The 25,693-nt window shown below is 58.4% G+C and carries 21 protein-coding genes; 17 read left to right on the forward strand and 4 right to left on the reverse strand.

The genetic code is table 11. The features are described 5' to 3' along the window. Positions 1–153: 153 nt before the first annotated feature. The 4 genes from AC1DRN_RS14430 to map form a co-directional block, all read right to left on the reverse strand. Positions 154–879, reverse strand: a complete 726-nt coding sequence (locus tag AC1DRN_RS14430; protein ID WP_477786734.1) for a M12 family metallopeptidase — start codon at positions 877–879, stop codon at positions 154–156. Between the two features lie 160 nt (positions 880–1,039). After that, on the reverse strand, positions 1,040–2,239 hold the full coding sequence (gene dapC / locus AC1DRN_RS14435; RefSeq protein ID WP_223458372.1) for a succinyldiaminopimelate transaminase: 1,200 nt from the start codon (positions 2,237–2,239) through the stop codon (positions 1,040–1,042). 69 nt (positions 2,240–2,308) lie between these two features. Continuing rightward, the gene (locus AC1DRN_RS14440; protein ID WP_223458374.1) at positions 2,309–5,011 is read right to left on the reverse strand and encodes a [protein-PII] uridylyltransferase; all 2,703 of its coding nucleotides are present in this window, start codon (positions 5,009–5,011) and stop codon (positions 2,309–2,311) included. Positions 5,012–5,052: 41 nt separating this feature from the next. Further along, positions 5,053–5,835, reverse strand: coding sequence for a type I methionyl aminopeptidase (gene map, locus AC1DRN_RS14445; RefSeq protein ID WP_223458376.1), 783 nt, complete (start codon positions 5,833–5,835; stop codon positions 5,053–5,055). A 371-nt stretch (positions 5,836–6,206) separates the two neighbouring features. Here map and rpsB point away from each other — a divergent pair, with 371 nt between their 5' ends. From rpsB to AC1DRN_RS14530, 17 genes are all read left to right on the forward strand, one after another. Further along, positions 6,207–6,944, forward strand: a complete 738-nt coding sequence (rpsB, locus tag AC1DRN_RS14450; RefSeq protein WP_003222119.1) for a 30S ribosomal protein S2 — start codon at positions 6,207–6,209, stop codon at positions 6,942–6,944. 189 nt (positions 6,945–7,133) lie between these two features. Further along, complete coding sequence (tsf, locus tag AC1DRN_RS14455) at positions 7,134–7,997, forward strand: translation elongation factor Ts (RefSeq protein ID WP_223458378.1); 864 nt, start codon at positions 7,134–7,136, stop codon at positions 7,995–7,997. 210 nt (positions 7,998–8,207) lie between these two features. Beyond that, positions 8,208–8,951: a UMP kinase gene (gene pyrH, locus AC1DRN_RS14460; protein WP_003189161.1), complete on the forward strand. Its 744-nt coding sequence runs from the start codon at positions 8,208–8,210 to the stop codon at positions 8,949–8,951. Further along, complete coding sequence (frr, locus tag AC1DRN_RS14465; protein ID WP_108216657.1) at positions 8,948–9,505, forward strand: ribosome recycling factor; 558 nt, start codon at positions 8,948–8,950, stop codon at positions 9,503–9,505. Before pyrH ends, frr begins: the two co-directional genes overlap by 4 nt. Before the next feature lie 13 nt (positions 9,506–9,518). Further along, on the forward strand, positions 9,519–10,274 hold the full coding sequence (uppS, locus tag AC1DRN_RS14470) for a polyprenyl diphosphate synthase (protein WP_223458380.1): 756 nt from the start codon (positions 9,519–9,521) through the stop codon (positions 10,272–10,274). Further along, complete coding sequence (locus AC1DRN_RS14475; RefSeq protein WP_223458383.1) at positions 10,274–11,080, forward strand: phosphatidate cytidylyltransferase; 807 nt, start codon at positions 10,274–10,276, stop codon at positions 11,078–11,080. The genes uppS and AC1DRN_RS14475 overlap by 1 nt, the downstream gene beginning before the upstream one ends. Next, a complete protein-coding gene (gene ispC, locus AC1DRN_RS14480) occupies positions 11,077–12,267 on the forward strand; it encodes a 1-deoxy-D-xylulose-5-phosphate reductoisomerase (protein WP_223458385.1) in 1,191 nt (396 codons plus the stop codon). The genes AC1DRN_RS14475 and ispC overlap by 4 nt, the downstream gene beginning before the upstream one ends. 53 nt (positions 12,268–12,320) lie before the next feature. After that, entirely contained in the window at positions 12,321–13,673 is a 1,353-nt protein-coding gene (gene rseP, locus AC1DRN_RS14485; protein ID WP_223458388.1) for a sigma E protease regulator RseP, read from the forward strand. 74 nt (positions 13,674–13,747) lie between these two features. Further along, a complete protein-coding gene (gene bamA / locus AC1DRN_RS14490) occupies positions 13,748–16,138 on the forward strand; it encodes an outer membrane protein assembly factor BamA (protein WP_477786735.1) in 2,391 nt (796 codons plus the stop codon). 45 nt (positions 16,139–16,183) lie between these two features. Beyond that, positions 16,184–16,687, forward strand: coding sequence for an OmpH/Skp family outer membrane protein (locus AC1DRN_RS14495; RefSeq protein WP_007990260.1), 504 nt, complete (start codon positions 16,184–16,186; stop codon positions 16,685–16,687). A 3-nt stretch (positions 16,688–16,690) separates the two neighbouring features. Next, on the forward strand, positions 16,691–17,746 hold the full coding sequence (lpxD, locus tag AC1DRN_RS14500; RefSeq protein WP_223458391.1) for a UDP-3-O-(3-hydroxymyristoyl)glucosamine N-acyltransferase: 1,056 nt from the start codon (positions 16,691–16,693) through the stop codon (positions 17,744–17,746). A 266-nt stretch (positions 17,747–18,012) separates the two neighbouring features. Beyond that, positions 18,013–18,453, forward strand: a complete 441-nt coding sequence (gene fabZ / locus AC1DRN_RS14505; RefSeq protein ID WP_007978374.1) for a 3-hydroxyacyl-ACP dehydratase FabZ — start codon at positions 18,013–18,015, stop codon at positions 18,451–18,453. Beyond that, the gene (gene lpxA, locus AC1DRN_RS14510) at positions 18,450–19,226 is read left to right on the forward strand and encodes an acyl-ACP--UDP-N-acetylglucosamine O-acyltransferase (RefSeq protein ID WP_223458394.1); all 777 of its coding nucleotides are present in this window, start codon (positions 18,450–18,452) and stop codon (positions 19,224–19,226) included. The genes fabZ and lpxA overlap by 4 nt, the downstream gene beginning before the upstream one ends. A 2-nt stretch (positions 19,227–19,228) precedes the next feature. Further along, the gene (gene lpxB, locus AC1DRN_RS14515) at positions 19,229–20,359 is read left to right on the forward strand and encodes a lipid-A-disaccharide synthase (RefSeq protein ID WP_223458396.1); all 1,131 of its coding nucleotides are present in this window, start codon (positions 19,229–19,231) and stop codon (positions 20,357–20,359) included. Between the two features lie 11 nt (positions 20,360–20,370). Further along, positions 20,371–20,997: a ribonuclease HII gene (rnhB, locus tag AC1DRN_RS14520; RefSeq protein ID WP_008019543.1), complete on the forward strand. Its 627-nt coding sequence runs from the start codon at positions 20,371–20,373 to the stop codon at positions 20,995–20,997. A 77-nt stretch (positions 20,998–21,074) separates the two neighbouring features. Continuing rightward, positions 21,075–24,596, forward strand: a complete 3,522-nt coding sequence (gene dnaE, locus AC1DRN_RS14525; protein WP_223458398.1) for a DNA polymerase III subunit alpha — start codon at positions 21,075–21,077, stop codon at positions 24,594–24,596. Between the two features lie 139 nt (positions 24,597–24,735). Continuing rightward, complete coding sequence (locus tag AC1DRN_RS14530; RefSeq protein WP_007990250.1) at positions 24,736–25,683, forward strand: acetyl-CoA carboxylase carboxyltransferase subunit alpha; 948 nt, start codon at positions 24,736–24,738, stop codon at positions 25,681–25,683. The last annotated feature ends 10 nt before the right edge of the window (positions 25,684–25,693 follow it).

A 25,693-nucleotide genomic window follows, 5' to 3' on the forward strand; every position in this document is an offset into this window, starting at 1 on the left:
CTCCCAGCTTGGCTTCACTTGGATCCAGTTCCCCAACACCTCTCGCAGCACGTCATCACCTAATAGGAGATGACGTGTTCGGAAAATTTCGGGAAATCTGAAGTTCAAATGAGGCCACGCCGGGAAACCTGAAATAAGCGATATAGGCCGGGCTTACAGCAGTGGATAGATGTTGTTTATGTTGATCTTGTCTTGCTCACTTAACTCTGTATAGCGGCCAACGTGCCAGTCTCCATCGGTGAGGGAATTTTCTACGCTGTAGTGCATGATGGAATATTTGTCATAGTTTCCCAGGAAGGTGTCGGCACCGGTTTCTAAATCAAATATATTGTGATCAATGACTTCTCTGCTCCACCCAATAACGTTGGTGTAGTACTCATATACTTTTTCCCGGTTCCAGGGGATATTTGCCTGGGGATGCAAGTGGGCGTGATGCAAACCTAATGCGTGGCCGAACTCGTGAAGTACTGTACGGCGAAAGACCATGTATGGGGCATCTATCCCAATGAGGAGCGTGGGTTCGTCTGGTGGCTGCAGCAATGCATCTGTCCCGAGTGTGGACCAGCTGTCTTCGCCCTTCATGTCAATCCGTATTTCACCGCCAGATTCAACGACTTCGAAAGCCAGGYCGACATAAGGTTCCCACTCGCGAATGATTCGTTCAGCGTCATACTTCATCTCGTCGCGCAATCCTGGCATGAACGAAATAGTAATGTTTTTTCCATTTTCCCAGAACGTGCTGTGGTAACCAACCGAGCGTTTTTGGTGCCGTCCGGGCAAGGTGCTGGCGACGTTCCTGGCGTTTTCCTTGACAGCCGCGGCGCGAGAGTCTTGCTCATTTAGCGGCTTTTTCATTCGGACAAAGTGAGGAGTGTGCATAAGTAACTTCCATGTTGTTTGTAACGTTATATTGATCCCTCAGAGCAATAGGTTGTGGATATTAAGATAATGCACTTGAATGTTTCAGGGTCAGCGTTGTTGTAACTGGATAATGAATTGATGTCCCGCCGCCGCATTGCACAGGGCGGGACTTGGTTGTTTATCGTTTTGCGGTAATGAAAGCGCGAATCCGTTCCGCTGCTTCGACGCACTCCGCCAGCGGCGCGACCAGCGCCATCCGCACACGGCCTGCGCCCGGGTTGACGCTATCCACCTCACGGGACAGATAAGAACCCGGCACCACGGTCACGTGTTCCTCGATAAACAGATCACGGCAGAATGCCTCATCATCGCCTTCCACATTCGGCCACAGATAGAAGCCGCCATCCGGGCGCTCCACGTCCATCACCGGGCCGAGGATGTCCAGCACAGCGTCATATTTTTCGCGATACAGCGCACGGTTGGCGCGCACATGCACCTCGTCATTCCACGCGGCAACACTGGCCAGTTGTGTTTGAACCGGCATCGCGCAGCCGTGGTAGGTGCGATAGAGCAGGAAGCCCTTGAGGATGTCGGCGTCACCGGCGACAAAGCCCGAACGCAGTCCCGGCAGGTTCGAACGCTTGGACAGGCTGTGGAACACCACGCAACGCTTGAAGTCCTTGCGACCCAGTTCCGCGCAGGCACTGAGCAGGCCGGGTGGCGGGGTTTGCTCGTCGAAGTACAGTTCGCTGTAGCACTCGTCCGCTGCGATAACGAAGTCATGTTCGTCAGCCAGGGCAATCAGTTTTTTCAGGGTCTCGACCGGGATCAGTGCGCCAGTCGGGTTGCCTGGCGAGCACAGGAACAGGATCTGGCAGCGTTGCCAGATATCCGGCGACACGGCGTCGAAATCCGGGTTGAAGCCGTTCTCGTCCAGGCACGGCAGGTAATGCGGCTTGGCCCCGGCGAGGAACGCCGCGCCTTCGTAGATCTGGTAGAACGGGTTCGGGCTGACCACCAGCGCGTCATCGCCACGGTTGACCACGGTCTGGGTGAAGGCGAACAGCGCTTCGCGGGTGCCGTTGACCGGCAGTACGTTGCGCGCCGGGTCGATCCAGCCTTTGGGGACGTCGAAGCGACGTTCGCACCATGCCGCGATGGCTTCGCGCAGGGCCGGAATACCGAGGGTGGTCGGGTACACCGCCATCTGATCCAGGTTGCTGGCCAGGGCCTCGGCGACAAAGCTTGGCGAACGGTGTTTCGGCTCGCCGATGGACAGCGCGATCGGACGTTTGTCCGGGTTCGGCGTCACGCTGCCAAGCAGGGCGCGGAGTTTCTCGAACGGGTAGGGCTGGAGCTGGGACAGAGCGTTGTTCATCGATGTATCTCGTTCGGTGTGGGAACGGGCAAGCCCTGTTTCCTGTAGGAGCTGGCTCGCGTTGTTGGTTCAGATGCTGATGCGCGACAGTTTGATATCGGGTTCCTGGTTGACGCTCAGTTGTTCGACGATCGCATCCTGCAGGCGGCTGCACAGCAGTGGGTCGGACAGCGGCTGGTTGTTGGCGTCGGTGATGAAGAACACGTCTTCCACGCGCTCGCCGAGGGTGGCGATCTTGGCGTTTTGCAGCGACAGATCGAACTCCAGGAAAATCGTGCCAATCCGCGCCAGCAGGCCCGGGCGGTCGGGCGCCGTGAGCTCCAGTACCGTCACCTGGCGCTGGGCGTCGTTGTGGATCGTCACCTGTGGCGCAAAGGCGAAATGCTTGAGCTGACGGGGAACCCGGCGCTGGATGATGGTCGGGTAGTCGTCCGGGTTGCGCAGGGCTTCGGTCAGGCCGTCGCGGATTTGCTTGATCCGCGCCGGGTTATCGCCGATCGAGTCGCCGTCGGCGTCGAGCACGATGTAGGTGTCGAGGGTGAACTGGCTGCTGGAGGTGATGATCCGGGCGTCGTGAATGTTCAGGTTGAGCTGGTCCATCGCCGCCACGGTCACGGCAAAGAAGTCGTGCTGGTCGGGGGCATAGATGAAGATTTGCGTGCCACCTTCAAATTCGCGCTGGGTGGTTTCCTTGATGAGAACCAGTGGCCCTCCGTCAGCTGGTTGCTGGAGGATCGCGTCGCTGTGCCAGGCCACGTCGCCGGCGGTGTGGCGCAGGAAATAGTCATCACCCAACTGCGCCCACAGTTGTTCGACATCGTCCGGGTCGGTGCCGCCGCGCACCAGGATATCCAGGGCGGCGCTCTGGGTCTGGCGGATCTGTTCTTCGCGGTCCACCGGGTTCTCCAGGCCACGACGCAGGGCGCGCTTGGTCTCGGTATAGAGCTGACGCAGCAGGCTGGCGCGCCAGGAGTTCCACAGGGTCGGGTTGGTGGCGTTGATGTCGGCGACGGTCAGCACATACAGATAGTTGAGGCGGGTTTCGTCGCCGACGATCTGCGCGAAGTCGTGGATCACCTGTGGGTCGGACAGGTCCTTGCGCTGGGCTGTGGTCGACATCACCAGGTGGTTTTGCACCAGCCACACGATCAGGCGGCTGTCCCACACTGGCAGATGGTGGCGCTGGCAAAAGGCCTCGGCATCCACGGCGCCGATGTCCGAGTGATCGCCATGCCGGCCTTTGCCGATGTCGTGGTACAGGCCGGCCATGTAGATCAGCTCGGGTTTGGGCAGCTTGCCCATGAGCTTGCTGGCCAGCGGGAATTTTTCCGACACCTGGGTGTACTGCAACTTACGCAGGTGTTTGATCAGGTTCAGGGTGTGCGCGTCGACCGTATAGATGTGGAAGAGGTCATGCTGCATCTGCCCGACGATAAAACCGAATTCGGGTAGATAACGCCCAAGGATGCCGTAACGGTTCATTCGCCGCAGGTTGCGGTGGATACCGATCTTGCATTTGAACAATTCGATAAACAGGCTGGTGTTGCGAATATCGTTGCGGAAGTCGTCGTCGATCAGGTGACGGTTCTCCCGCAGCAGGCGAATGGTGTCGGCGCGCACGCCCTTGATTTCCGGCTGCTGGGCCATCAGCACGAAGATTTCGAGCATGGCGAACGGCGTGCGGCGAAAGACGTTGTCGTTGCGTGCTTCGATGTAGCCGTCATGCAGCTGGAAGCGCGAGTTGATCGGCTGCGGTGGCGCTTGGTCTTGCGGTGCGAGGATGACTTCCTCGAAGTGCTGGATGATCAGGTCGCTGAGCTGGGCGATGCTCATCACCACCCGGTAATACTGCTGCATGAAGTTTTCGATGGCTTGCTTGGCGTCGTCGCCTTTGAAGCCCAGCAGCCCGGCAATGGTGCGCTGGTGATCGAACAGCAGGCGGTCTTCGGAGCGGCCGGCGAGCATGTGCAGGGCATAGCGAACCTTCCACAGGAACTCCTGGGAAGAGGCGAGCAGGGCGTTTTCGCTTTCGACCAGAAAGCCTTCGCCAGCCAGTGCCCGCAGGTTCAGGGTGCCGTACTCGCGACGGGCCACCCACAGGATCGTCTGGATATCCCGCAGGCCGCCGGGCGAGCCTTTGACGTTGGGTTCCAGGTTGTATTCGGTGTCGTTGTACTTGTGGTGGCGGGCCTTTTGTTCGGCGCGCTTGGCCAGGAAGAAGTCCTTGCTCGGCCACATGTGCGCGGTGCTGGTGACGTCCAGCATGCGCAGGCGCAAATGCTCGGGGCCGGCGATGGTGCGGCTTTCCATCAGGTTGGTGACGACCGTCAGATCGGCGCGGGCCTCGACGGCGCACTCCTCGATAGAGCGAACGCTCTGACCAACCTCCAGGCCGATGTCCCACAACAGCGTCAGAAAACGCTCGATGGAATCGCGGAAAACTTCGTGGTCGGCGCTGTCCAGCAGGATCAGCAAATCGATATCGGAGTAAGGATGCAGTTCACCACGGCCGTAACCGCCGACCGCGACCAGCGCGATGTCGGCGTCCTCGCTCCAGCTGAACTGCTCCCAGGCCTTTTGCAGGATGTTGTCGACGAACCAGGCGCGATCCTCGATCAGCCGGCGAATGTCGCGGCCGCTGCGAAAGCGCGCGTCAAGCACCTCGCGGGCCTGGCGGATCGCCTTCTTGAAGGCCGCGATCGGGCTTGCCTTCAGGGCCAGTTCAGCCTGGAACTGGCCACGGTCGAAGAGTTCGGGATCCACCTGCGGCATCGATTGGCTTTCCTTTCTATAGGCGATGTACGGTAACGGGATCAGGGCGAAACGCGAGGGATGGTGTCATCGCTGCGCAGGGTGAAGATCTCGTAACCGGTTTCGGTCACCAGCAGGGTGTGCTCCCACTGTGCCGAGAGCTTGCGGTCCTTGGTGATCGCGGTCCAGCCGTCGCCCAGTACCTTGGTGTCGGCACGGCCCTGGTTGATCATCGGCTCGATGGTGAAGGTCATGCCGGCCTTGAGTTCCATGCCGGTGCCAGCGCGGCCGTAGTGCAGAATCTGCGGCTCTTCGTGGAACACCTTGCCGATACCGTGGCCGCAGAATTCGCGAACCACCGAGAATCCGTTCTTTTCAGCGTGCTTCTGGATGATTTCGCCGATGTCGCCCAGGCGGCAGCCGGGTTTGACGATTTCAATCGCTTTGTACATGCATTCCTGGGTCACCTGGGACAGGCGCTCGGCCCAGACCGGCACGGTGCCGACGTGGAACATGCGGCTGGTGTCGCCGTGGTAGCCGTCCTTGATGACGGTGACGTCGATGTTCAGGGTGTCGCCATCCTTGAGCGGCTTGTCGTTCGGGATGCCGTGGCAGACTACGTGGTTGATCGACGTGCAGATCGACTTCGGATAGCCCTTGTAGTTGAGCGGGGCAGGGATGGCTTTCTGCTCATTGACGATGTAGTCGTGGCAGATCTGGTTCAGTTGGTCGGTGGTAACGCCCGGCTTGACATATTCGGCAATCATTTCCAGCACATCGGCGGCCAGTTTGCCGGCGATACGCATTTTGGCAATGTCCTCGGGGGTTTTGAGGGTGACGGTCATACAGGCTCTCTCTGCGCCAGCCGGCGCTTTCTAAACGGAAAGGGCATTGCGCGATCGATCTTCGCAGCCCTGAAAAATGCGATTCTACCAGACGATCAGCGCAAATCTGCGCCTGTGTGCATCGCTTCTCTCTATAGAATGGTGCATTCTTGGCGGATTCCAAGGGACGGAGCAAAGCGCCCGCCAGGATTTCAGAATCCGGGTTCCGTTTTGCCCTGCCTTGTGATATAAAATGCGCCGCTTTCCGGGGATGTCCCGAAAAGCCTAAATCCACACACGTGTCGACACGATGACCTGGGTGCCTTCAGCTGATGCTGCTGGTTGGTCATTGGGATACGTGGAGGCCAAACCCGACTTATTAAGGAACTATCATGTCCCAAGTCAACATGCGCGATATGCTGAAGGCCGGTGTGCACTTCGGTCACCAGACCCGTTACTGGAACCCGAAAATGGGCAAGTACATTTTCGGCGCGCGTAACAAGATCCACATCATCAACCTTGAAAAAACCCTGCCAATGTTCAACGAAGCTCTGACTTTCGTAGAGCGTCTGGCCCAGGGCAAAAACAAGATTCTGTTCGTCGGCACCAAGCGTTCCGCTGGCAAGATCGTTGCTGAAGAAGCAGCACGTTGCGGTTCGCCGTACGTCGATCACCGCTGGTTGGGCGGCATGCTAACCAACTTCAAAACCATCCGTGCTTCCATCAAGCGTCTGCGTGACCTTGAAGTTCAAGCCGAAGACGGTACTTTCGCCAAGCTGACCAAGAAAGAAGCGCTGATGCGCTCCCGTGACCTGGAAAAGCTGGATCGTTCCCTGGGTGGTATCAAGGACATGGGCGGTCTGCCAGACGCTCTGTTCGTTATCGACGTTGATCACGAGCGCATCGCGATCACCGAAGCCAACAAGCTGGGCATCCCGGTTATCGGCGTAGTCGATACCAACAGCAGCCCGGAAGGCGTTGACTACATCATCCCAGGCAACGATGACGCAATCCGCGCTATCCAGCTGTACATGGGTTCGATGGCTGACGCTGTCATCCGCGGTCGCAACAACGTTGCCGGCGGCACCGTTGAGTTCGCAGCTGAAGAAACTCAGGCTGCAGCTGAGTAATTGACGCCCTGGCGTTGACTCAGTAAGCAAAAAGGGGGCTTGGCCCCCTTTTTGCCACCTCGAAAACCATTTGTCGGCGCCCACTGCTCTATCTGTAACGTGCGGCAGCTAACAAGGGTGGTTCGGGAAGAATTGATCGCCCGTTCGATCGGGTGGAATGGTTGAAAACCTATCCAAGAGGAATTTGAAATGGCAGAGATTACTGCAGCGTTGGTCAAAGAACTGCGCGAGCGTACCGGCGAAGGCATGATGGACTGCAAAAAGGCCTTGACCAAGGCTGGCGGCGACATCGAGAAAGCCATTGATGACATGCGCGCTTCGGGCGCCATCAAGGCTGCCAAGAAAGCCGGCAACGTTGCCGCTGAAGGTGCTATCGCTCTGAAGGAAGACGGTAAATCCGCCGTTCTGCTGGAAGTGAACTCGCAGACCGACTTCCTGGCCCTGCAGGACGACTTCAAGGAATTTGTTGCAGCAAGCGTTGAAAAAGCGTTCGCCGACAAGTTGACTGATGTTGCTCCGCTGATCGAAGCTCAAGAAACTGCTCGCCTGGTACTGGTCGGCAAGGTTGGCGAAAACGTCAATATCCGTCGTCTGGCACGCGTTGAAGGTGACGTTGTCGGTGGCTACCTGCACGGCAACAAGATCGGTGTTGCAGTTGTCCTGAAAGGCGGCAGTGTTGAGCTGGCCAAGGACATCGCTATGCACGTAGCGGCTACCAATCCTGAATTCCTGCTGCCATCGGAAGTTTCCGCTGAAGCGATCGAGCGCGAGAAAGGCGTGTTCCTGACGCTGAACGCTGACAAGATCGCCGGCAAGCCGGAAAACATCGTTGAAAACATGGTCAAAGGCCGTATCAGCAAGTTCCTGGCCGAAGCCAGCCTGGTTGAGCAGGCTTTCGTCAAGAACCCTGAAATCAAGGTCGGCGACCTGGCCAAGAAAGCCGGCGCTGAAATCGTTTCCTTCACTTACTTCAAAGTAGGCGAAGGCATCGAGAAGCCAGTGGACAACTTCGCAGAAGAAGTTGCTGCCCAGCTGGCTGCCGCCAAGCAATAAGACGGTTTTTTAACTGTCGCCCAGAAGAGGCTGCCCGCTCACGCGCGCAGCCTCTTTTCAGATGGGGCGCCAATTTTTATTTGGTTTCCTTTTGGAACTGGCTTACAAAGCCATGTTCCGATGGCGCTGAAGCAGCGCCAAGCTAGATTGAACGCCAGCTGTAAACAGCTCGCAAAGAATTTTTAAAATACGCCGCAGGAGAGATTCGCAATGGCTCAGCAGGGCAGTGGTTATCAGGCTCGCTATAAACGCATTCTACTCAAGCTTAGCGGCGAGGCCCTGATGGGCTCGGAAGAGTTCGGGATCGACCCGAAAGTTCTGGATCGCATGGCATTGGAAGTTGGCCAACTGGTCGGCATCGGTGTTCAGGTCGGTCTGGTCATCGGTGGTGGCAACCTGTTCCGCGGCGCGGCGCTCAGCGCGGCGGGCATGGATCGGGTTACCGGCGACCACATGGGCATGCTGGCCACTGTGATGAACGCCCTGGCAATGCGCGACGCGCTGGAACGTGCCAATATCTCGGCCATCGTGATGTCGGCCATTTCCATGGTAGGCGTGACCGATCACTACGATCGCCGCAAGGCCATGCGCCACTTGAATTCCAAGGAAGTGGTGATTTTCGCGGCCGGTACGGGTAACCCGTTCTTTACGACGGATTCGGCTGCCTGCCTGCGTGCAATCGAAATCGATGCCGATGTCGTGCTCAAGGCGACCAAGGTCGATGGCGTCTACACCGCTGACCCGTTCAAAGACCCGCATGCCGAGAAGTTCGATCATCTGACCTACGATGAAGTGCTGGATCGCAAGCTGGGTGTGATGGATCTGACGGCCATTTGCCTGTGCCGCGACCACAAGATGCCGCTACGCGTATTTAACATGAACAAGCCCGGCGCCCTGCTGAACATCGTGCATGGTGGCGCTGAAGGAACCCTGATCGAGGAAGGCCAACAATGATCAACGAAATCAAGAAAGACGCTAAAGAGCGCATGCAGAAGTCCGTGGAATCGCTGGCGCACAATTTTGGTCGTATTCGTACCGGCCAGGCGCACCCGAGCATCCTGGAAGGCGTGATGGTGCCGTACTACGGCGCCGACACCCCGATCAAGCAAGTGGCCAACATCACCGTCAAGGACGCCCGTACCCTGCAAGTCGTCGCTTTCGAGCGCAACATGCTGGGTGCTGTCGACAAGGCGATCGGCAGTGCTGGTCTGAACTTGAACCCGACCAACCTCGGCGAGCTGCTGCTGATCAGCATGCCTGCACTGACTGAAGAAACCCGTCGTGGTTTCACCAAGCAGGCTCGCGACGTTGCTGAAGATGCCCGTGTTGCCGTGCGCAACATCCGTCGTGATGCCAACAGCCAGCTCAAGGATCTGGTCAAGGAAAAAGAAATCAGCGAAGACGAAGAGCGTCGCGCCACTGGCGAGATCGATGATCTGACCAAGAAGTTCGTGGCCGAAATCGACGCGAAGCTGGCAGAGAAAGAAAAAGACCTGATGGCCGTATAAGGGTCGCGTTTTCATGGAAAAGACCAAGCAGACTGCACCGTCCGCGGTGCCGCGCCATGTCGCGATTATCATGGATGGTAACAATCGCTGGGCGAAGAAGCGCTTTATGCCGGGTGTCGCCGGGCATAAAGCGGGTGTGGATGCGGTACGTGCGGTCATTGAGGTTTGTGCCGAGGCCAAGGTCGAAGTATTGACCCTGTTCGCCTTTTCCAGCGAGAACTGGCAGCGTCCGGCCGATGAGGTCAGCGCCTTGATGGATCTGTTCTTCAGGGCACTGCGTCGTGAGGCCAAGCGCCTCAACGACAACAACATCAGCCTGCGCATCATTGGTGACCGCTCGCGTTTTCATCCGGAGCTGCAGGCTGCCATGCGTGAAGCCGAGGCCATGACGGTCGGCGCCAATCGCTTTATCCTGCAGATCGCCGCCAATTACGGCGGTCAGTGGGATATCGCGCAAGCTGCGCAGCGACTGGCGCGAGAAGTTCAGGCCGGGCACTTGCGTCCCGAAGACATCACGCCTGATCTGCTGCAGACCTGCCTGGTCACGGGCGACCTGCCGTTGCCGGACCTGTGTATCCGTACCGGTGGCGAGCACCGCATCAGCAACTTCCTGCTCTGGCAACTGGCCTATGCCGAGTTGTATTTTTCCGACCTGTTCTGGCCGGACTTCAAACACGATGCCATGCGCAATGCGCTGGCCGATTTCGCTTCCCGCCAGCGCCGCTTCGGTAAAACGAGCGAGCAGGTCGAGGCTGGAGCCCGGGTTTAATGCTTAAACAACGAATCATCACCGCGCTGATCCTGCTGCCGATTGCCCTGTGCGGGTTTTTCCTGCTTGAAGGTTCCGGTTTTGCACTGTTCATCGGTCTGGTCGTAACCCTTGGTGCCTGGGAGTGGGCGCGCCTGGCGGGTTTTGCCGGTCAGGTGTTCCGCGTCGGCTATGCCGTTGTGGTCGCATTGATGCTGTTCCTCATGTACATCCTGCCCGGCCTCGCGCCTTGGGTATTGGGTGCTTCGGTGTTGTGGTGGGTGGTGGCGACGTATCTGGTGCTGACCTATCCGCATTCGAGTGAGCATTGGTCCAATGCGGCGACCAGGTTGGTGATCGGCCTGTTGATTCTCCTGCCGGCCTGGCAAGGTCTGGTGCAGATCAAACAATACCCGCTGGGTAACTGGCTGATCATGGCGGTGATGGTGTTGGTCTGGGGGGCCGATGTTGGCGCCTACTTCTCTGGTCGTGCTTTCGGCAAGCGCAAGCTCGCACCGCAGGTCAGTCCGGGCAAGAGCTGGGAAGGCGTGTACGGTGGTCTGGCGTTGAGCCTGGTGATTACCGCAATGGTTGCCCTGGTGCGCGACTGGACGGTGGCCGAGCTGCTCAAAGGGCTGATCGGTGCCGCGCTGATCGTGTTCATTTCGGTGGTGGGCGACCTCACTGAGAGCATGTTCAAGCGCCAGTCAGGGATCAAGGACAGCAGCAATCTGCTTCCGGGGCACGGCGGCGTGCTGGATCGTATCGACAGCCTGACTGCAGCGATTCCGGTATTTGCCGTGCTGCTGTGGATGGCGGCCCCATGAGCCGCTCGCAACAGATTACCGTGCTGGGTGCGACCGGCTCGATTGGCCTGAGTACGCTCGACGTCATCGCTCGCCATCCTGACCGTTATCAGGTCTTTGCCTTGAGTGGCTTCACCCGCTTGAGTGAATTGCTGGCGCTCTGTGTGCGCCATGTCCCGCGATATGCTGTGGTGCCTGAGGTCGCGGCTGCCCGCACCCTGCAGGATGATTTGCGCGCGGCAGGTCTTTCGACTCGAGTTCTGGTGGGTGAGGAAGGTTTGTGTCAGGTCGCTTCCGATCCGGAAGTCGATACGGTCATGGCGGCCATCGTCGGTGCAGCGGGATTGCGCCCGACACTGGCGGCGGTCGAGGCTGGCAAGAAGATCCTCCTGGCCAATAAAGAAGCACTGGTCATGTCCGGCGCGCTGTTTATGCAGGCGGTGCGCAAGAGCGGTTCGGTGTTGCTGCCGATCGATAGCGAGCACAACGCGATTTTTCAGTGCATGCCGCTGGATTATGCCCGTGGCCTTGAGGCGGTCGGTGTGCGTCGGATTCTGCTGACAGCTTCCGGCGGTCCGTTCCGGCAGACGCCAATAGCTGAACTGGCGCATGTTTCTCCCGATCAGGCTTGTGCGCACCCGAACTGGTCCATGGGGCGAAAAATCTCCGTTGACTCGGCCAGCATGATGAACAAGGGGCTTGAGTTGATCGAAGCCTGCTGGCTGTTCGATGCCAAGCCATCTCAGGTCGAAGTGGTGATTCACCCGCAAAGTGTGATTCATTCGCTGGTCGACTATGTCGACGGTTCTGTCCTGGCGCAGTTGGGTAATCCGGACATGCGCACGCCCATCGCCAATGCCCTGGCCTGGCCGGAGCGGATTGACTCGGGTGTGGCACCGCTGGATCTGTTTGCCATTGCACGGCTGGACTTCCAGGCGCCCGATGAAGAGCGTTTCCCTTGTCTGCGTCTGGCCCGTCAGGCAGCCGAGGCGGGTAACAGCGCGCCGGCGATGCTCAATGCGGCGAACGAAGTGGCGGTGGCGGCATTTCTCGACGAGCGGGTTCGTTACCCGGAAATCGCGAGTATCATCGAAGAAGTATTGAATCTGGAGCCTGTAGTGGCAGTGGGCGATCTCGAGGCAGTGTTCACGGCAGACGCGAAGGCGCGATTGCTGGCCGGACAATGGTTGAGTCGTCACGGGCGGTAAATGCTGCGGATAGTTGACCCAGGCAGCAGCGGATCGGATTGCGGAGAAAGTAGATGAGCGCGCTCTATATGATTGTCGGCACCCTGGTCGCTCTGGGTGTGCTGGTTACCTTCCACGAGTTCGGCCATTTTTGGGTCGCGCGTCGTTGTGGGGTCAAAGTGCTGCGCTTCTCCGTAGGCTTCGGCATGCCATTGCTGCGCTGGCACGACAAGCAAGGCACCGAATTCGTCATCGCCGCGATTCCGTTGGGCGGCTACGTCAAAATGCTCGACGAGCGCGAGGGTGAAGTGCCCCTCGATCAGCTCGGCCAGACCTTCAATCGCAAGTCCGTTCGTCAGCGCATTGCCATCGTAGCTGCAGGGCCGATAGCCAATTTCCTGCTGGCATTGGTGTTCTTCTGGGGTTTGGCAATGCTCGGCAGCGAGCAGGTGCGTCCAGTCATCGGGGCTGTCGAGTCCGGCAGTATTGCGGCCAAGGCGGGTTTGAGCCCAGGCCAGGAAATCGTGGCCATTGATGGTGAGGCGACTTCAGGCTGGGCGGAGGTGAATCTGCAATTGGTTCGTCGCCTGGGTGAAAGCGGCTCGTTGCAGATAATGGTTCGCGAACAGGGCTCCACGGCTGATTCCCCTCGTGAACTTGCGCTGAACAAATGGCTCAAAGGGGCTGACGAGCCGGACCCTATCCACTCGTTGGGGATTCGCCCGTGGCGCCCGGCATTGCCGCCTGTCCTGGCTGAGCTCGATCCAAAGGGGCCAGCTCAGGCTGCCGGCCTGAAGGCGGGTGACCGGTTGCTGGCGCTTGATGGTCGTACGCTGGATGACTGGCAGCAGGTCGTCGATACCGTCCGTATGCATCCTGACACCAAAATCATGCTGCGGGTTGAGCGCGACGGTGCTCAAATCGACGTCCCTGTGACGCTGGCCGCTCGCGGCGAGAGCAAGTCACCCAGCGGTTACCTGGGGGCTGGGGTGAAGGCGGTCGATTGGCCACCGGAAATGATCCGCGAGGTCAGTTACGGGCCATTGGCAGCGATTGGCGAGGGGGCTCGACGCACCTGGACCATGAGCGTGCTGACCCTTGATTCWCTGAAGAAAATGTTGTTCGGCGAGCTCTCGGTAAAAAACTTGAGTGGACCGATAACCATTGCTAAAGTGGCGGGCGCTTCGGCCCAGTCGGGTGTTGCTGATTTCCTGAATTTCCTTGCTTATCTGAGTATTAGCCTGGGCGTTCTGAATTTGTTGCCCATTCCGGTACTGGATGGGGGACATTTGTTGTTTTATCTGATCGAGTGGGCGCGTGGTCGTCCCTTGTCGGATCGGGTGCAAGGTTGGGGGGTACAGATCGGTATCAGTTTGGTGATCGGGGTGATGTTGCTTGCTCTGGTCAATGATCTGGGTCGATTGTAACGCTTCGCTGAATTGCGAATCTGCCGCATTTTGCGGCAGTTTGTTTATTGCCAGTTGGAATAAGAAAGGACTTCATGAAACGTCTGCTGCTAACTGCGGTTCTCACCGTATTGATGATCGCCGAAGTTCACGCCGAGTCCTTCACTATCTCTGATATTCGCGTCAATGGCCTCCAGCGGGTCTCCGCGGGGAGCGTCTTTGGTGCTTTGCCGTTGAACGTCGGTGAACAGGCGGATGATCGTCGCCTGGTGGAATCCACTCGTGCGTTGTTCAAAACCGGTTTCTTTCAAGATATCCAGCTGGGCCGCGATGGCAACGTCCTGGTCATCACGGTAGTCGAGCGCCCGTCTGTTGCCAGTATCGAGATCGAAGGTAACAAGGCGATCTCTACTGAAGACCTGATGAAAGGCCTCAAGCAATCCGGTCTGGCCGAAGGCGAGATCTTCCAGCGTGCCACCCTTGAAGGTGTGCGTAACGAATTGCAGCGCCAGTACGTCGCCCAGGGTCGCTACTCGGCTACCGTCGACACCGAAGTGGTGCCGCAACCGCGTAACCGCGTCGGCCTGAAGGTCAACATCAACGAAGGTACGGTTGCCGCTATCCAGCACATCAACGTGGTGGGCAACACGGTTTTCCCCGATGAAGACCTGATCGACCTGTTCGAACTCAAAACCACCAACTGGTTGTCGTTCTTCAAGAACGACGACAAGTACGCCCGTGAAAAACTGTCCGGTGACCTGGAGCGTCTGCGTTCCTACTACCTGGACCGTGGCTATATCAACATGGATATCGCTTCGACCCAGGTCTCCATTACACCGGACAAGAAGCACGTCTACATCACGGTCAACGTCAACGAAGGCGACAAGTACACCGTTCGTGACGTCAAGCTCAGCGGTGACCTGAAAGTCCCTGAAGACCAGGTCAAGTCCCTGCTGCTGGTGCAAAAAGGCCAGGTGTTCTCGCGCAAGCTGATGACCACCACCTCTGAACTGATCACCCGCCGTCTGGGTAACGAGGGTTATACCTTCGCCAACGTCAACGGCGTGCCTCAGCCGCACGAAGAAGATCACACCGTAGACATCCTGTTCGCGGTCGATCCGGGTAAGCGTGCCTACGTGAACCGCATCAACTTCCGCGGCAACACCAAGTCCGAAGACGAAGTGCTGCGTCGTGAAATGCGCCAGATGGAAGGCGGCTGGGCTTCGACCTACCTGATCGACCAGTCCAAGACCCGTCTGGAACGTCTGGGCTTCTTCAAGGAAGTCAACGTTGAGACCCCGGCCGTGCCGGGTGTCGATGACCRGGTGGACGTCAACTACAGCGTTGAAGAGCAAGCCTCCGGTTCGATTACCGCCAGCGTCGGTTTCGCCCAGAGTGCCGGTCTGATCCTTGGTGGCTCGATCACCCAGAACAACTTCCTGGGTACCGGTAACAAGGTCAGCATCGGCTTGACCAAAAGCCAATACCAGACGCGTTACAACTTTGGTTTTGTTGACCCCTACTGGACGGCTGATGGCGTGAGCCTGGGTTACAACGCCTTCTACCGCACCACTGACTACAAAGACCTCGATGTCAACGTAGCGAGCTACGCCGTAGACAGCTTGGGTGCAGGTGTCAGCGTCGGTTACCCGATCAGCGAGACTTCGCGTCTGACCTTTGGCCTGAATGCGCAGCAGGATAAGATCAAGACCGGTGAATTCACCGTCGACGAGATTTTCGACTTCGTTAACCGTGAAGGTGATCAGTACCTGAACTTCAAGGCTTCGGCCGGCTGGTCCGAATCTACCTTGAACAAAGGCGTATTGGCGACCCGTGGTCATTCTCAAAGCTTGACGGCGGAAGCCACCATACCGGGTAGCGACCTGTCGTTCTACAAACTCGATTACCGTGGCCAGTTGTTCCAGCCACTGAGCGAAAATTACACCATGCGCCTGCACACCGAATTGGGTTATGGCGACGGTTACGGCTCGACCGATGGCTTGCCATTCTATGAAAACTACTATGCTGGTGGTTTTAATTCGGTTCGTGGCTTCAAGGACAGCACTCTGGGTCCTCGTAGTACGCCGAGTCGTGGCGTGGGTGTAACGGGTAATACCGGAACGCTGGCTGATCCGGACGATGATCCACTGCCGTTTGGTGGTAACGTCCTGATCCAGGGCGGTGTGGAAGTACTGTTCCCTATGCCTTTCGTCAAGGATCAACGATCCCTGCGTACCTCGGTATTCTGGGATGTGGGTAATGTGTTCGACTCCAAGTGCGAGCAGACGACAAATACCAACCCTGCGTCGAAGTCCAACACGCAGTGCAACGACATCAGCTTGAGCAACTTGGCCAGTTCTGTCGGTGTGGGTGTGACCTGGGTCACCGCACTGGGTCCTCTGAGTTTCGCATTGGCCATGCCGGTCAAGAAACCGGATAACGCTGAGACTCAAGTGTTCCAATTTTCCCTCGGCCAGACGTTCTAAGCGTCTGACCCAAGATAACGACAATGAATTTTGTAGGAGTGCATCGTGCGTAAGTTGACTCAATTGGTTCTCCTGGCCAGCGTACTGGTCGCTGGTCCGGCATTCGCCGACATGAAAATTGCTGTTCTGAACTATCAGATGGCTTTGCTGGAGTCCGATGCGGCCAAGAAATACGCCGTGGATGCCGAGAAGAAGTTCGGTCCTCAACTGACCAAGCTCAAGACCCTGGAAAGCAGCGCCAAGGGCATTCAGGACCGCCTGATGGCCGGTGGCGACAAAATGCAGCAGGGTGAGCGCGAGCGTCTGGAGCTTGAATTCAAGCAAAAGGCCCGTGACTTCCAGTTCCAGTCCAAGGAGCTGAACGAAGCCAAGGCCGTTGCCGACCGTGAAATGCTGAAGCAGCTCAAGCCGAAACTGGACAGCGCTGTGGAAGAAGTCATCAAGAAAGGTGCTTTTGACCTGGTCTTCGAGCGTGGCGCAGTGATTGATGTCAAGCCTCAGTACGACATCACTCGCCAGGTTATCGAGCGCATGAATCAGCTGAAGTAATCCATGACCGTGACCATTAAGCTCGGCCAGCTGGCCGAGTTCCTCGGCGCCACGCTACATGGCGATCCCGAGAAAGCAATTACTGGGCTAGCCACCTTGCAGGAGGCTGGCCCAGCTCAGTTGAGCTTTCTCGCAAACCCCCAATACCGTAAGTACCTGGCAGGTAGTCAGGCTGCAGCCTTGTTGCTGAAAGCCGCTGACGCCGAAGGTCATTGCGGGGATGTGCTGGTGGTGCCGGATCCGTATGCGGCCTACGCACGTGTTTCCCACCTGTTCGATCCCAAGCCCAAGTCCGCTGCCGGCATACATCCCACGGCGGTGATCGCTGCGGATGCGGTAGTCGATCCTGCGGCGAGTATCGGTGCTTTTGTGGTGATCGAAAGCGGTGCGCAGATTGCAGCCGGTACGACTGTCGGCGCGCATTGCTTCATCGGTGCTCGCAGCGTGGTGGGTGAGGGTGGCTGGCTCGCGCCGCGTGTGACCCTTTATCACGACGTTCGCGTCGGCAAACGGGTCGTCATTCAATCCGGAGCGGTGCTCGGCGGCGAAGGTTTCGGTTTTGCCAATGAAAAAGGTATCTGGCAGAAAATCGCCCAGATCGGTGGCGTGTTGATCGGCGATGACGTTGAAATCGGCGTGAACACGGCTATAGATCGCGGTGCGCTGGCCGATACCATCATCGGTAATGGTGTGAAGCTCGACAACCAGATCCAGATCGCTCACAACGTTCAGGTCGGTGATCACACCGCCATGGCCGCCTGTGTCGGGATCTCCGGCAGCACCAAAATTGGCAAGCATTGCATGCTCGCTGGTGGTGTGGGGCTGGTAGGGCATATCGAAATTTGCGACAACGTTTTCATCACCGGGATGACCATGGTGACCCACTCGATTACCGAAAAGGGTTCCTATTCTTCCGGTACGGCCATGCAGCCGGCAGCCGAGTGGCGCAAAAGCGCGGCACGCATTCGTCAGCTCGATGACATTGCGCGGCGTCTGCGCCAGCTGGAAAAGCAAGTAGGGGAAGTGACCCCTGACGGTAATGCTTCATCAGATGGCTGATACCATTTCCATATCAAGTGTGCACAGCCGCAAAACAGACTGCGTGGAAACGTAGCGAGCGAAGACAAGACAAGGCAAAAACAGGCGAGGAACGGTTGGAGTCGCACTCGACTTTACTGGCTGTAAATGAGCATTCCGAGCCTGTTTTTAACGCAGTATTGTCGAGCGCAGTAGTTTCCACACAGTCTGTGGACTGGCTCCTTGATTTGCTAGAGGAACGTGCGTCAGTCGCGCGCTCCCAATCTTTACATAGGCTTCCCCCCGAAATGATGGACATCAACGAGATTCGCGAATACCTGCCTCACCGTTACCCGTTCCTGCTGGTGGACCGGGTAGTGGAGCTGGATGTTGAAGGCAAGCGCATTCGCGCCTACAAGAATGTCAGCATCAACGAACCGTTCTTCAACGGTCACTTCCCTGCGCATCCAATCATGCCTGGCGTATTGATCATCGAAGCAATGGCTCAGGCTGCCGGGATCCTTGGTTTCAAAATGCTCGACGTGAAACCGGCCGACGGCACTCTTTATTACTTCGTCGGTTCCGACAAGCTGCGCTTCCGCCAGCCGGTTCTGCCAGGCGATCAGTTGATCCTTGAAGCCAAGTTCATCAGCTGCAAGCGTCAGATCTGGAAGTTCGAATGCCAGGCTTCGGTCGATGGCAAGCCTGTCTGCTCCGCTGAAATCATCTGCGCGGAACGCAAGCTATGAGTTTGATTGACCCTCGTGCAATCATCGATCCGACAGCCGTTCTGGCTGACGGCGTCGAGGTCGGCCCGTGGTCGATCGTCGGCGCAGGTGTGGAAATCGGCGAGGGGACAGTCATCGGGCCGCACGTGATCCTCAAGGGCCCGACGCGAATCGGTAAGCACAATCGCATCTACCAGTTTTCCTCGGTGGGCGAAGACACACCTGACCTGAAGTACAAGGGCGAGGAAACCCGTCTGGTGATTGGTGATCACAACGTCATCCGCGAAGGCGTGACGATTCACCGTGGCACCATCCAGGACCGTTCGGAAACGACCCTGGGCGATCACAACCTGATCATGGCGTATGCCCACATCGGCCACGACAGCGTTATCGGCAACCACTGCATCCTGGTGAACAACACCGCACTGGCGGGCCATGTGCATGTGGAAGACTGGGCGATCCTTTCCGGTTTTACCCTGGTTCACCAGTATTGCCACATTGGCGCCCACAGCTTTTCAGGCATGGGTACTGCCATCGGCAAGGATGTTCCTGCGTATGTCACGGTGTTCGGTAACCCTGCCGAAGCCCGCAGCATGAACTTTGAAGGCATGCGTCGTCGCGGTTTCAGCGAAGATGCGATTCACGCCCTGCGTCGCGCCTATAAGGTAGTTTACCGCCAGGGCCTGACCGTGGAGCAGGCGCTCGTCGAACTGTCCGAGCCTTCTGCGCAGTTCCCGGAAGTAGCGGTGTTCCGCGACTCCATCCAGTCTTCGACCCGCGGCATCACCCGCTAATCATGGCCAATCTGCGTATTGCGCTGGTAGCGGGCGAGGCTTCCGGCGACATTCTGGGCGCGGGCCTCATGCGCGCGCTCAAGGCTCGTCACCCGGCTGTCGAATTCATCGGTGTGGGTGGTCCGCTGATGCAGGCCGAAGGCCTGACCCCGTATTTCCCGATGGAACGTCTGTCCGTCATGGGCCTGGTGGAAGTGCTGGGCCGGTTACGCGAGTTGCTGGCACGGCGCAAGAAGCTGGTCGCCGACCTGATCGAAGCGAAACCTGATGTGTTCATCGGTATCGACGCGCCAGACTTCAACCTCAATATCGAACTCAAGCTGCGCCAGGCCGGGATCAAGACCGTGCATTACGTCAGCCCGTCGGTCTGGGCCTGGCGGCAGAAGCGGGTGCTGAAGATTCGCGAAGGCTGCGACCTGATGCTCACGCTGTTCCCGTTCGAAGCCAGATTCTACGAAGAGAAGGGCGTACCGGTGCGGTTCGTCGGCCATACCCTGGCCGACGCCATTCCACTCGAAGCCGATCGCAGCGCAGCGCGGGCCGAACTTGGTTTGCCTGACGGGCCGCTGGTGGCGTTGATGCCGGGCAGCCGCGGTGGTGAAGTTGGCCGACTCGGCGCGTTGTTCCTCGATACGGCCCARCGCTTGCGTACGTTGCGCCCGGGCGTGCGGTTTGTCATGCCTTGCGCCAGTGCGCAGCGTCGGGCTCAGCTGGAGGAGTTGCTGGCCGGTCGTGATCTGCCGCTGACCTTGCTCGATGGCAAGTCCCATCTGGCCCTGGCAGCCTGCGACGCCGTGCTGATTGCCTCCGGAACCGCAACACTTGAAGCATTGCTGTACAAGCGGCCGATGGTGGTTGCCTACCGTCTGGCACCGCTGACGTTCTGGATTCTCAAGCGCATGGTGAAAAGCCCCTACATTTCATTGCCGAACTTGCTGGCTCAGCGTCTGTTGGTGCCCGAGTTGTTGCAGGACGATGCAACGGTCGAAGCGCTGGCCCAGACCTTGTCACCGCTGATCGAGGGCGGGGAAGAGCAGACCCGTGGCTTTGATGAGATTCACCGGACCCTGCGTCTGGATGCCTCCAACCAGGCTGCGGACGCAGTGCTGAACCTGATCGGCCAAGACAAATGAGTAAAACGAACATGCAGATGGGGCTGGATTTTACCTTGGTCGCCGAAGTCGAAGAGTTGGTTGCCGGCGTCGATGAAGTCGGTCGCGGCCCGCTCTGTGGCGCGGTGGTTACGGCGGCGGTGATCCTTGATCCGAACCGCCCGATCCTCGGCCTGAACGACTCGAAGAAACTCACCGAAGCCCGCCGCGAAAAGCTCTACGACGAAATCTGCGAAAAAGCCCTGAGCTGGTGTATCGCTCGCGCCGAAGTCGAAGAAATCGACGAACTGAATATCCTGCACGCCACCATGCTGGCCATGCAGCGCGCGGTTGCCGGGCTGCACATCCAGCCGAAGCTGGCGATGATCGATGGTAATCGTTGCCCAAAGCTGCCGATGCGCTCCGAAGCCGTGGTCAAGGGCGATAGCAAGGTTCCAGCCATCGCCGCCGCATCGATTTTGGCCAAGGTCAGCCGTGATCGTGAAATGGCGGCGTTCGAATTGATTTACCCGGGTTACGGCATTGGTGGGCATAAAGGCTACCCGACGCCCGTTCATCTGGAAGCGCTCGCCCGTCTCGGCCCGACCCCGATTCACCGGCGTTCATTTGCCCCGGTGCGGCTGGCCTATGAGGCGCGAGAAGGTCTCATCGAGAGTTAGTCGCGAGGCTGATTTTTTTTACCAAGGCCCGGTACAATCCGGGCCTTGTTGTCTTCATGTTTATAGACAGGATCACTATGCCGGCTTCATTCGTTCACCTACGCCTGCACACTGAATACTCCCTGGTCGACGGTCTGGTGCGGATCAAGCCGCTGGTCAAGACCCTGGTCGGCATGAACATGCCTGCCGTAGCGGTCACTGACCAGAACAACATGTGTTCCCTGGTCAAATTCTATAAAAACGCCATGGGTGCCGGGATCAAGCCGATCTGCGGCGCCGACCTGTGGCTGTCGAACAAGGATCCGGACAACCCGCTGAGCCGGATCAGCCTGCTGGTGATGAACGCCGAAGGCTATCGCAACCTCACCGAACTGATTTCCCGCGGCTTTATCGATGGTCAGCGCAATGGCGCGATCATCATCGAGCGCGAATGGGTCGCTGAAGCCAATGCGGGCTTGATCATGCTGTCGGCGGCCAAAGAAGGCGAGATCGGCCAGGCCATGCTCAGCGGCAATCCCGCCGAGGCCGAAACCCTTGCCCGCGAATGGATGGACGTGTTTCCGGATCGTTTCTACCTGGAAATCCAGCGCACCAACCGCCCGAACGATGAAGAACAGCTGCACGGCGCGGTGGCGCTGGCCGAGAAGCTCGGTGCGCCGCTGGTGGCGACCAATGACGTGCGCTTCATCAAGCAGGAAGACTTCGCCGCCCACGAAACCCGCGTTTGCATCGGTGAAGGCCGCGCCCTCGACGATCCGCGGCGTTCGAAGAATTACAGCGATCAGCAGTACCTCAAAAGCGCCGATGAAATGGCCGAGCTGTTCAGCGACATTCCCGAGGCGCTGGAAAACACCGTCGAGATCGCCAAGCGCTGCAACATCGAAGTGAAGCTGGGCACGCACTTCCTGCCCAACTTCCCGATCCCCGATGGCATGACCATCGACGAGTACTTCCGCAAGGTGTCCTTCGACGGCCTGGAAGAGCGGCTAAGCGTTCTGCTGCCCAAGGACACCACCGAAGACTACGAGGCCAAACGCCAGGTCTATGTCGACCGGCTGAATTTCGAGCTGGATATCATTATCCAGATGGGGTTCCCCGGGTACTTCCTGATCGTGATGGACTTTATCCAGTGGGCCAAGAACAACGGCGTACCGGTGGGTCCTGGCCGTGGATCGGGTGCCGGGTCGCTGGTGGCCTATGTGCAGAAGATCACCGACCTCGACCCGCTGGAATACGACCTGCTGTTCGAACGTTTCCTTAACCCGGAACGGGTTTCCATGCCCGACTTCGACGTCGACTTCTGCATGGACGGTCGTGACCGGGTGATCGACTACGTGGCCGAGAAGTACGGCCGCAATGCGGTAAGCCAGATCATCACCTTCGGTTCCATGGCCGCCAAGGCTGTGGTCCGCGACGTGGCGCGGGTGCAGGGCAAGTCCTACGGCCTGGCGGATCGCCTGTCGAAGATGATTCCGTTCGAAGTCGGCATGACCCTGGAAAAGGCCTACGAGCAGGAAGAGATCCTGCGCGACTTCATCAAGGTCGATGAAGAAGCCGCGGAAATCTGGGAGATGGCCCGCAAGCTCGAAGGCGTTGTGCGTAACGTCGGCAAGCACGCCGGTGGTGTAGTTATCGCGCCAACCAAGCTGACTGACTTCTCGCCGATCTATTGCGACGAGGCCGGTGACGGTCTGGTAACCCAGTTCGACAAGGATGACGTCGAGGCGGCCGGCCTGGTGAAGTTCGACTTCCTCGGTCTGCGGACCCTGACGATCATCGACTGGGCGCTAAAAACCATCAATCGTGACCGCGCCAAGGTCAACGAACCGCCGCTGGATATCGCGTTCATCCCGCTGGATGACAAGCCGACTTACACCTTGCTGCAAAAAGCCGAAACCACGGCGGTGTTCCAGCTTGAATCCCGGGGCATGAAGGAGCTGATCAAAAAGCTCAAGCCCGACTGCCTGGAAGACTTGATCGCACTGGTGGCGCTGTTCCGTCCAGGCCCGCTGCAGTCAGGCATGGTGGATGACTTCATCAACCGTAAGCATGGTCGCGCCGAGCTGGCGTATCCGCACTCGGACTACCAGTACGAAGGCCTCAAGCCAGTACTGGCGCCGACTTACGGCATCATCCTGTATCAGGAACAGGTGATGCAGATTGCCCAGGTCATGGCCGGTTACACCCTCGGTGGTGCGGACATGCTGCGTCGAGCCATGGGTAAGAAAAAACCCGAGGAAATGGCCAAGCAGCGCGGTGGCTTCATTGAAGGTTGTGCCACCAACAACATCGATGCGGACCTCGCCGGTAACATTTTCGACCTGGTAGAAAAATTCGCCGGTTACGGCTTCAACAAATCCCACTCCGCTGCTTATGGCCTGGTGTCGTATCAGACCGCGTGGCTGAAAGCCCATTACCCGGCACCGTTCATGGCTGCGGTACTCTCTGCGGATATGCACAACACCGACAAGGTCGTGACCTTGATCGAAGAAGTGCGGACCATGAAGCTGCGTCTCGACGCGCCGGACGTGAACACGTCCGAGTTCAAGTTCACGGTGAACGACGAAGGCCGGATCATTTACGGCCTCGGTGCCATCAAAGGCGTGGGTGAGGGCCCGGTCGAGGCGATCACCGAAGCGCGTCTGGCCGGTCCGTTCAAGGACCTGTTCGATTTCTGCGCCCGGGTTGACCTCAAGCGCATCAACAAGCGCACCCTCGACGGCTTGATCCGCAGCGGCGCGCTGGATCGCCTCGGGCCGTATTTCCACGATGAGCAGAAAGCCTACCAGGCCAACATCGACCGCAATCGCGCGGTGCTGCTGACGGCCATGGAGGAAGCGATCAAGGCGGCCGAACAAACTGCACGCACCCAGGACAGCGGTCACTCCGACCTGTTTGGCGGTCTGTTTGTCGAAGAGGACGCCGACGTCTACGCCAATCACCGCAAGGCCAAGGAGCTGACCCTCAAGGAGCGCCTGAAAGGGGAGAAAGATACCCTCGGCCTGTACCTGACCGGTCACCCGATTGACGAATACGAGGGTGAAATCCGTCGCTTCGCCCGTCAGCGCATCATCGACCTGAAACCGGCGCGCGATACCCAGACGGTCGCCGGGATGATCATCGCCTTGCGGGTGATGAAGAACAAGAAGGGTGACAAGATGGGGTTCATCACCCTCGACGACCGCTCAGGGCGGATCGAGGCCTCGCTGTTTTCCGAGGCGTTCCATTCCGCGCAGTCGCTGTTGCAGACCGACGCGATGGTGGTGGTCGAAGGCGAGGTCAGCAATGACGACTTCTCCGGTGGCCTGAAGTTGCGGGTCAAGCGGGTGATGAGCATGGAAGATGCGCGCACCAACCTGGCCGAAAGCCTGCGCCTGAAGTTGCATGCCAAGGACCTCAAGGGCGATCAGCTACGCTGGCTGGGTGAACTGTTGAAGCGTCACCGCGGTGCGTGCCCGATCACCATGGATTACACCAGCCCTGATGCGAAGGCCTTGTTGCAGTTTGGCGAAGGCTGGCGGATCGATCCGGCGGATGCGTTGATTCAAGCCCTGCGTGACCAGTTCGGGCGAGACAACGTCTTCCTCCAATACCGTTGACCGGCAGGTGATCTCAGAACGCCTGCCCGCAACCTGAATTTTTAATCTCGACCTCAACGCGCCTGTCCCTTAAGGTAGGGCGCGAATAGACAACCGGCCGGCCCAAGATCCCTTGGGACTCGACCCAAGACGGACGCCTATGAACCCGAATTTTCTAGATTTCGAACAGCCGATCGCCGACCTGCAAGCCAAGATCGAAGAGTTGCGCTTGGTCGGTAATGACAATTCGCTGAATATCGGCGATGAGATCTCCCGCCTGCAGGACAAGAGCAAAACGCTGACCGAAGACATTTTCGGCAAGCTGACCAGCTGGCAGATCGCACGTCTGGCGCGTCACCCGAAACGTCCGTATACCCTGGACTACATCGAACACATCTTCACCGAGTTCGACGAGTTGCACGGTGACCGTCACTTCTCCGACGACGCTGCCATCGTTGGCGGTATTGCCCGTCTGGACGACCAGCCGGTGATGATCATCGGTCACCAGAAGGGCCGTGAAGTGCGCGAGAAAGTTCGCCGCAACTTCGGCATGCCACGTCCGGAAGGCTACCGCAAGGCTTGCCGCCTGATGGAAATGGCCGAGCGTTTCAAAATGCCGATCCTGACCTTCATCGACACCCCGGGCGCCTACCCTGGCATCGACGCCGAAGAGCGTAACCAGAGCGAAGCGATCGCCTGGAACCTGCGTGTCATGGCCCGCCTGAAAACCCCAATCATCGCCACCGTGATCGGTGAAGGTGGTTCCGGTGGTGCACTGGCGATCGGTGTCTGCGACCAGTTGAACATGCTGCAGTACTCGACCTACGCGGTGATCTCGCCGGAAGGTTGCGCTTCGATTCTGTGGAAAACCGCCGAGAAGGCGCCGGACGCCGCTGAAGCCATGGGCATCACCGCTGAGCGCCTGAAAGGCTTGGGTATCGTGGATAAAGTGATCGGCGAGCCATTGGGTGGTGCGCACCGCGACCCAGCCGCTGCCGCCGCATCGATCCGCGCCGAGCTGAGCTCGCAACTGGCGATGCTGAAGAAGTTCGATAACGACGCGCTGCTGGCCCGTCGTTATGAGCGTCTGATGAGCTACGGTCTCTGATCTGACCTCG

The organism is Pseudomonas sp. P5_B3 (genome assembly GCF_056400405.1).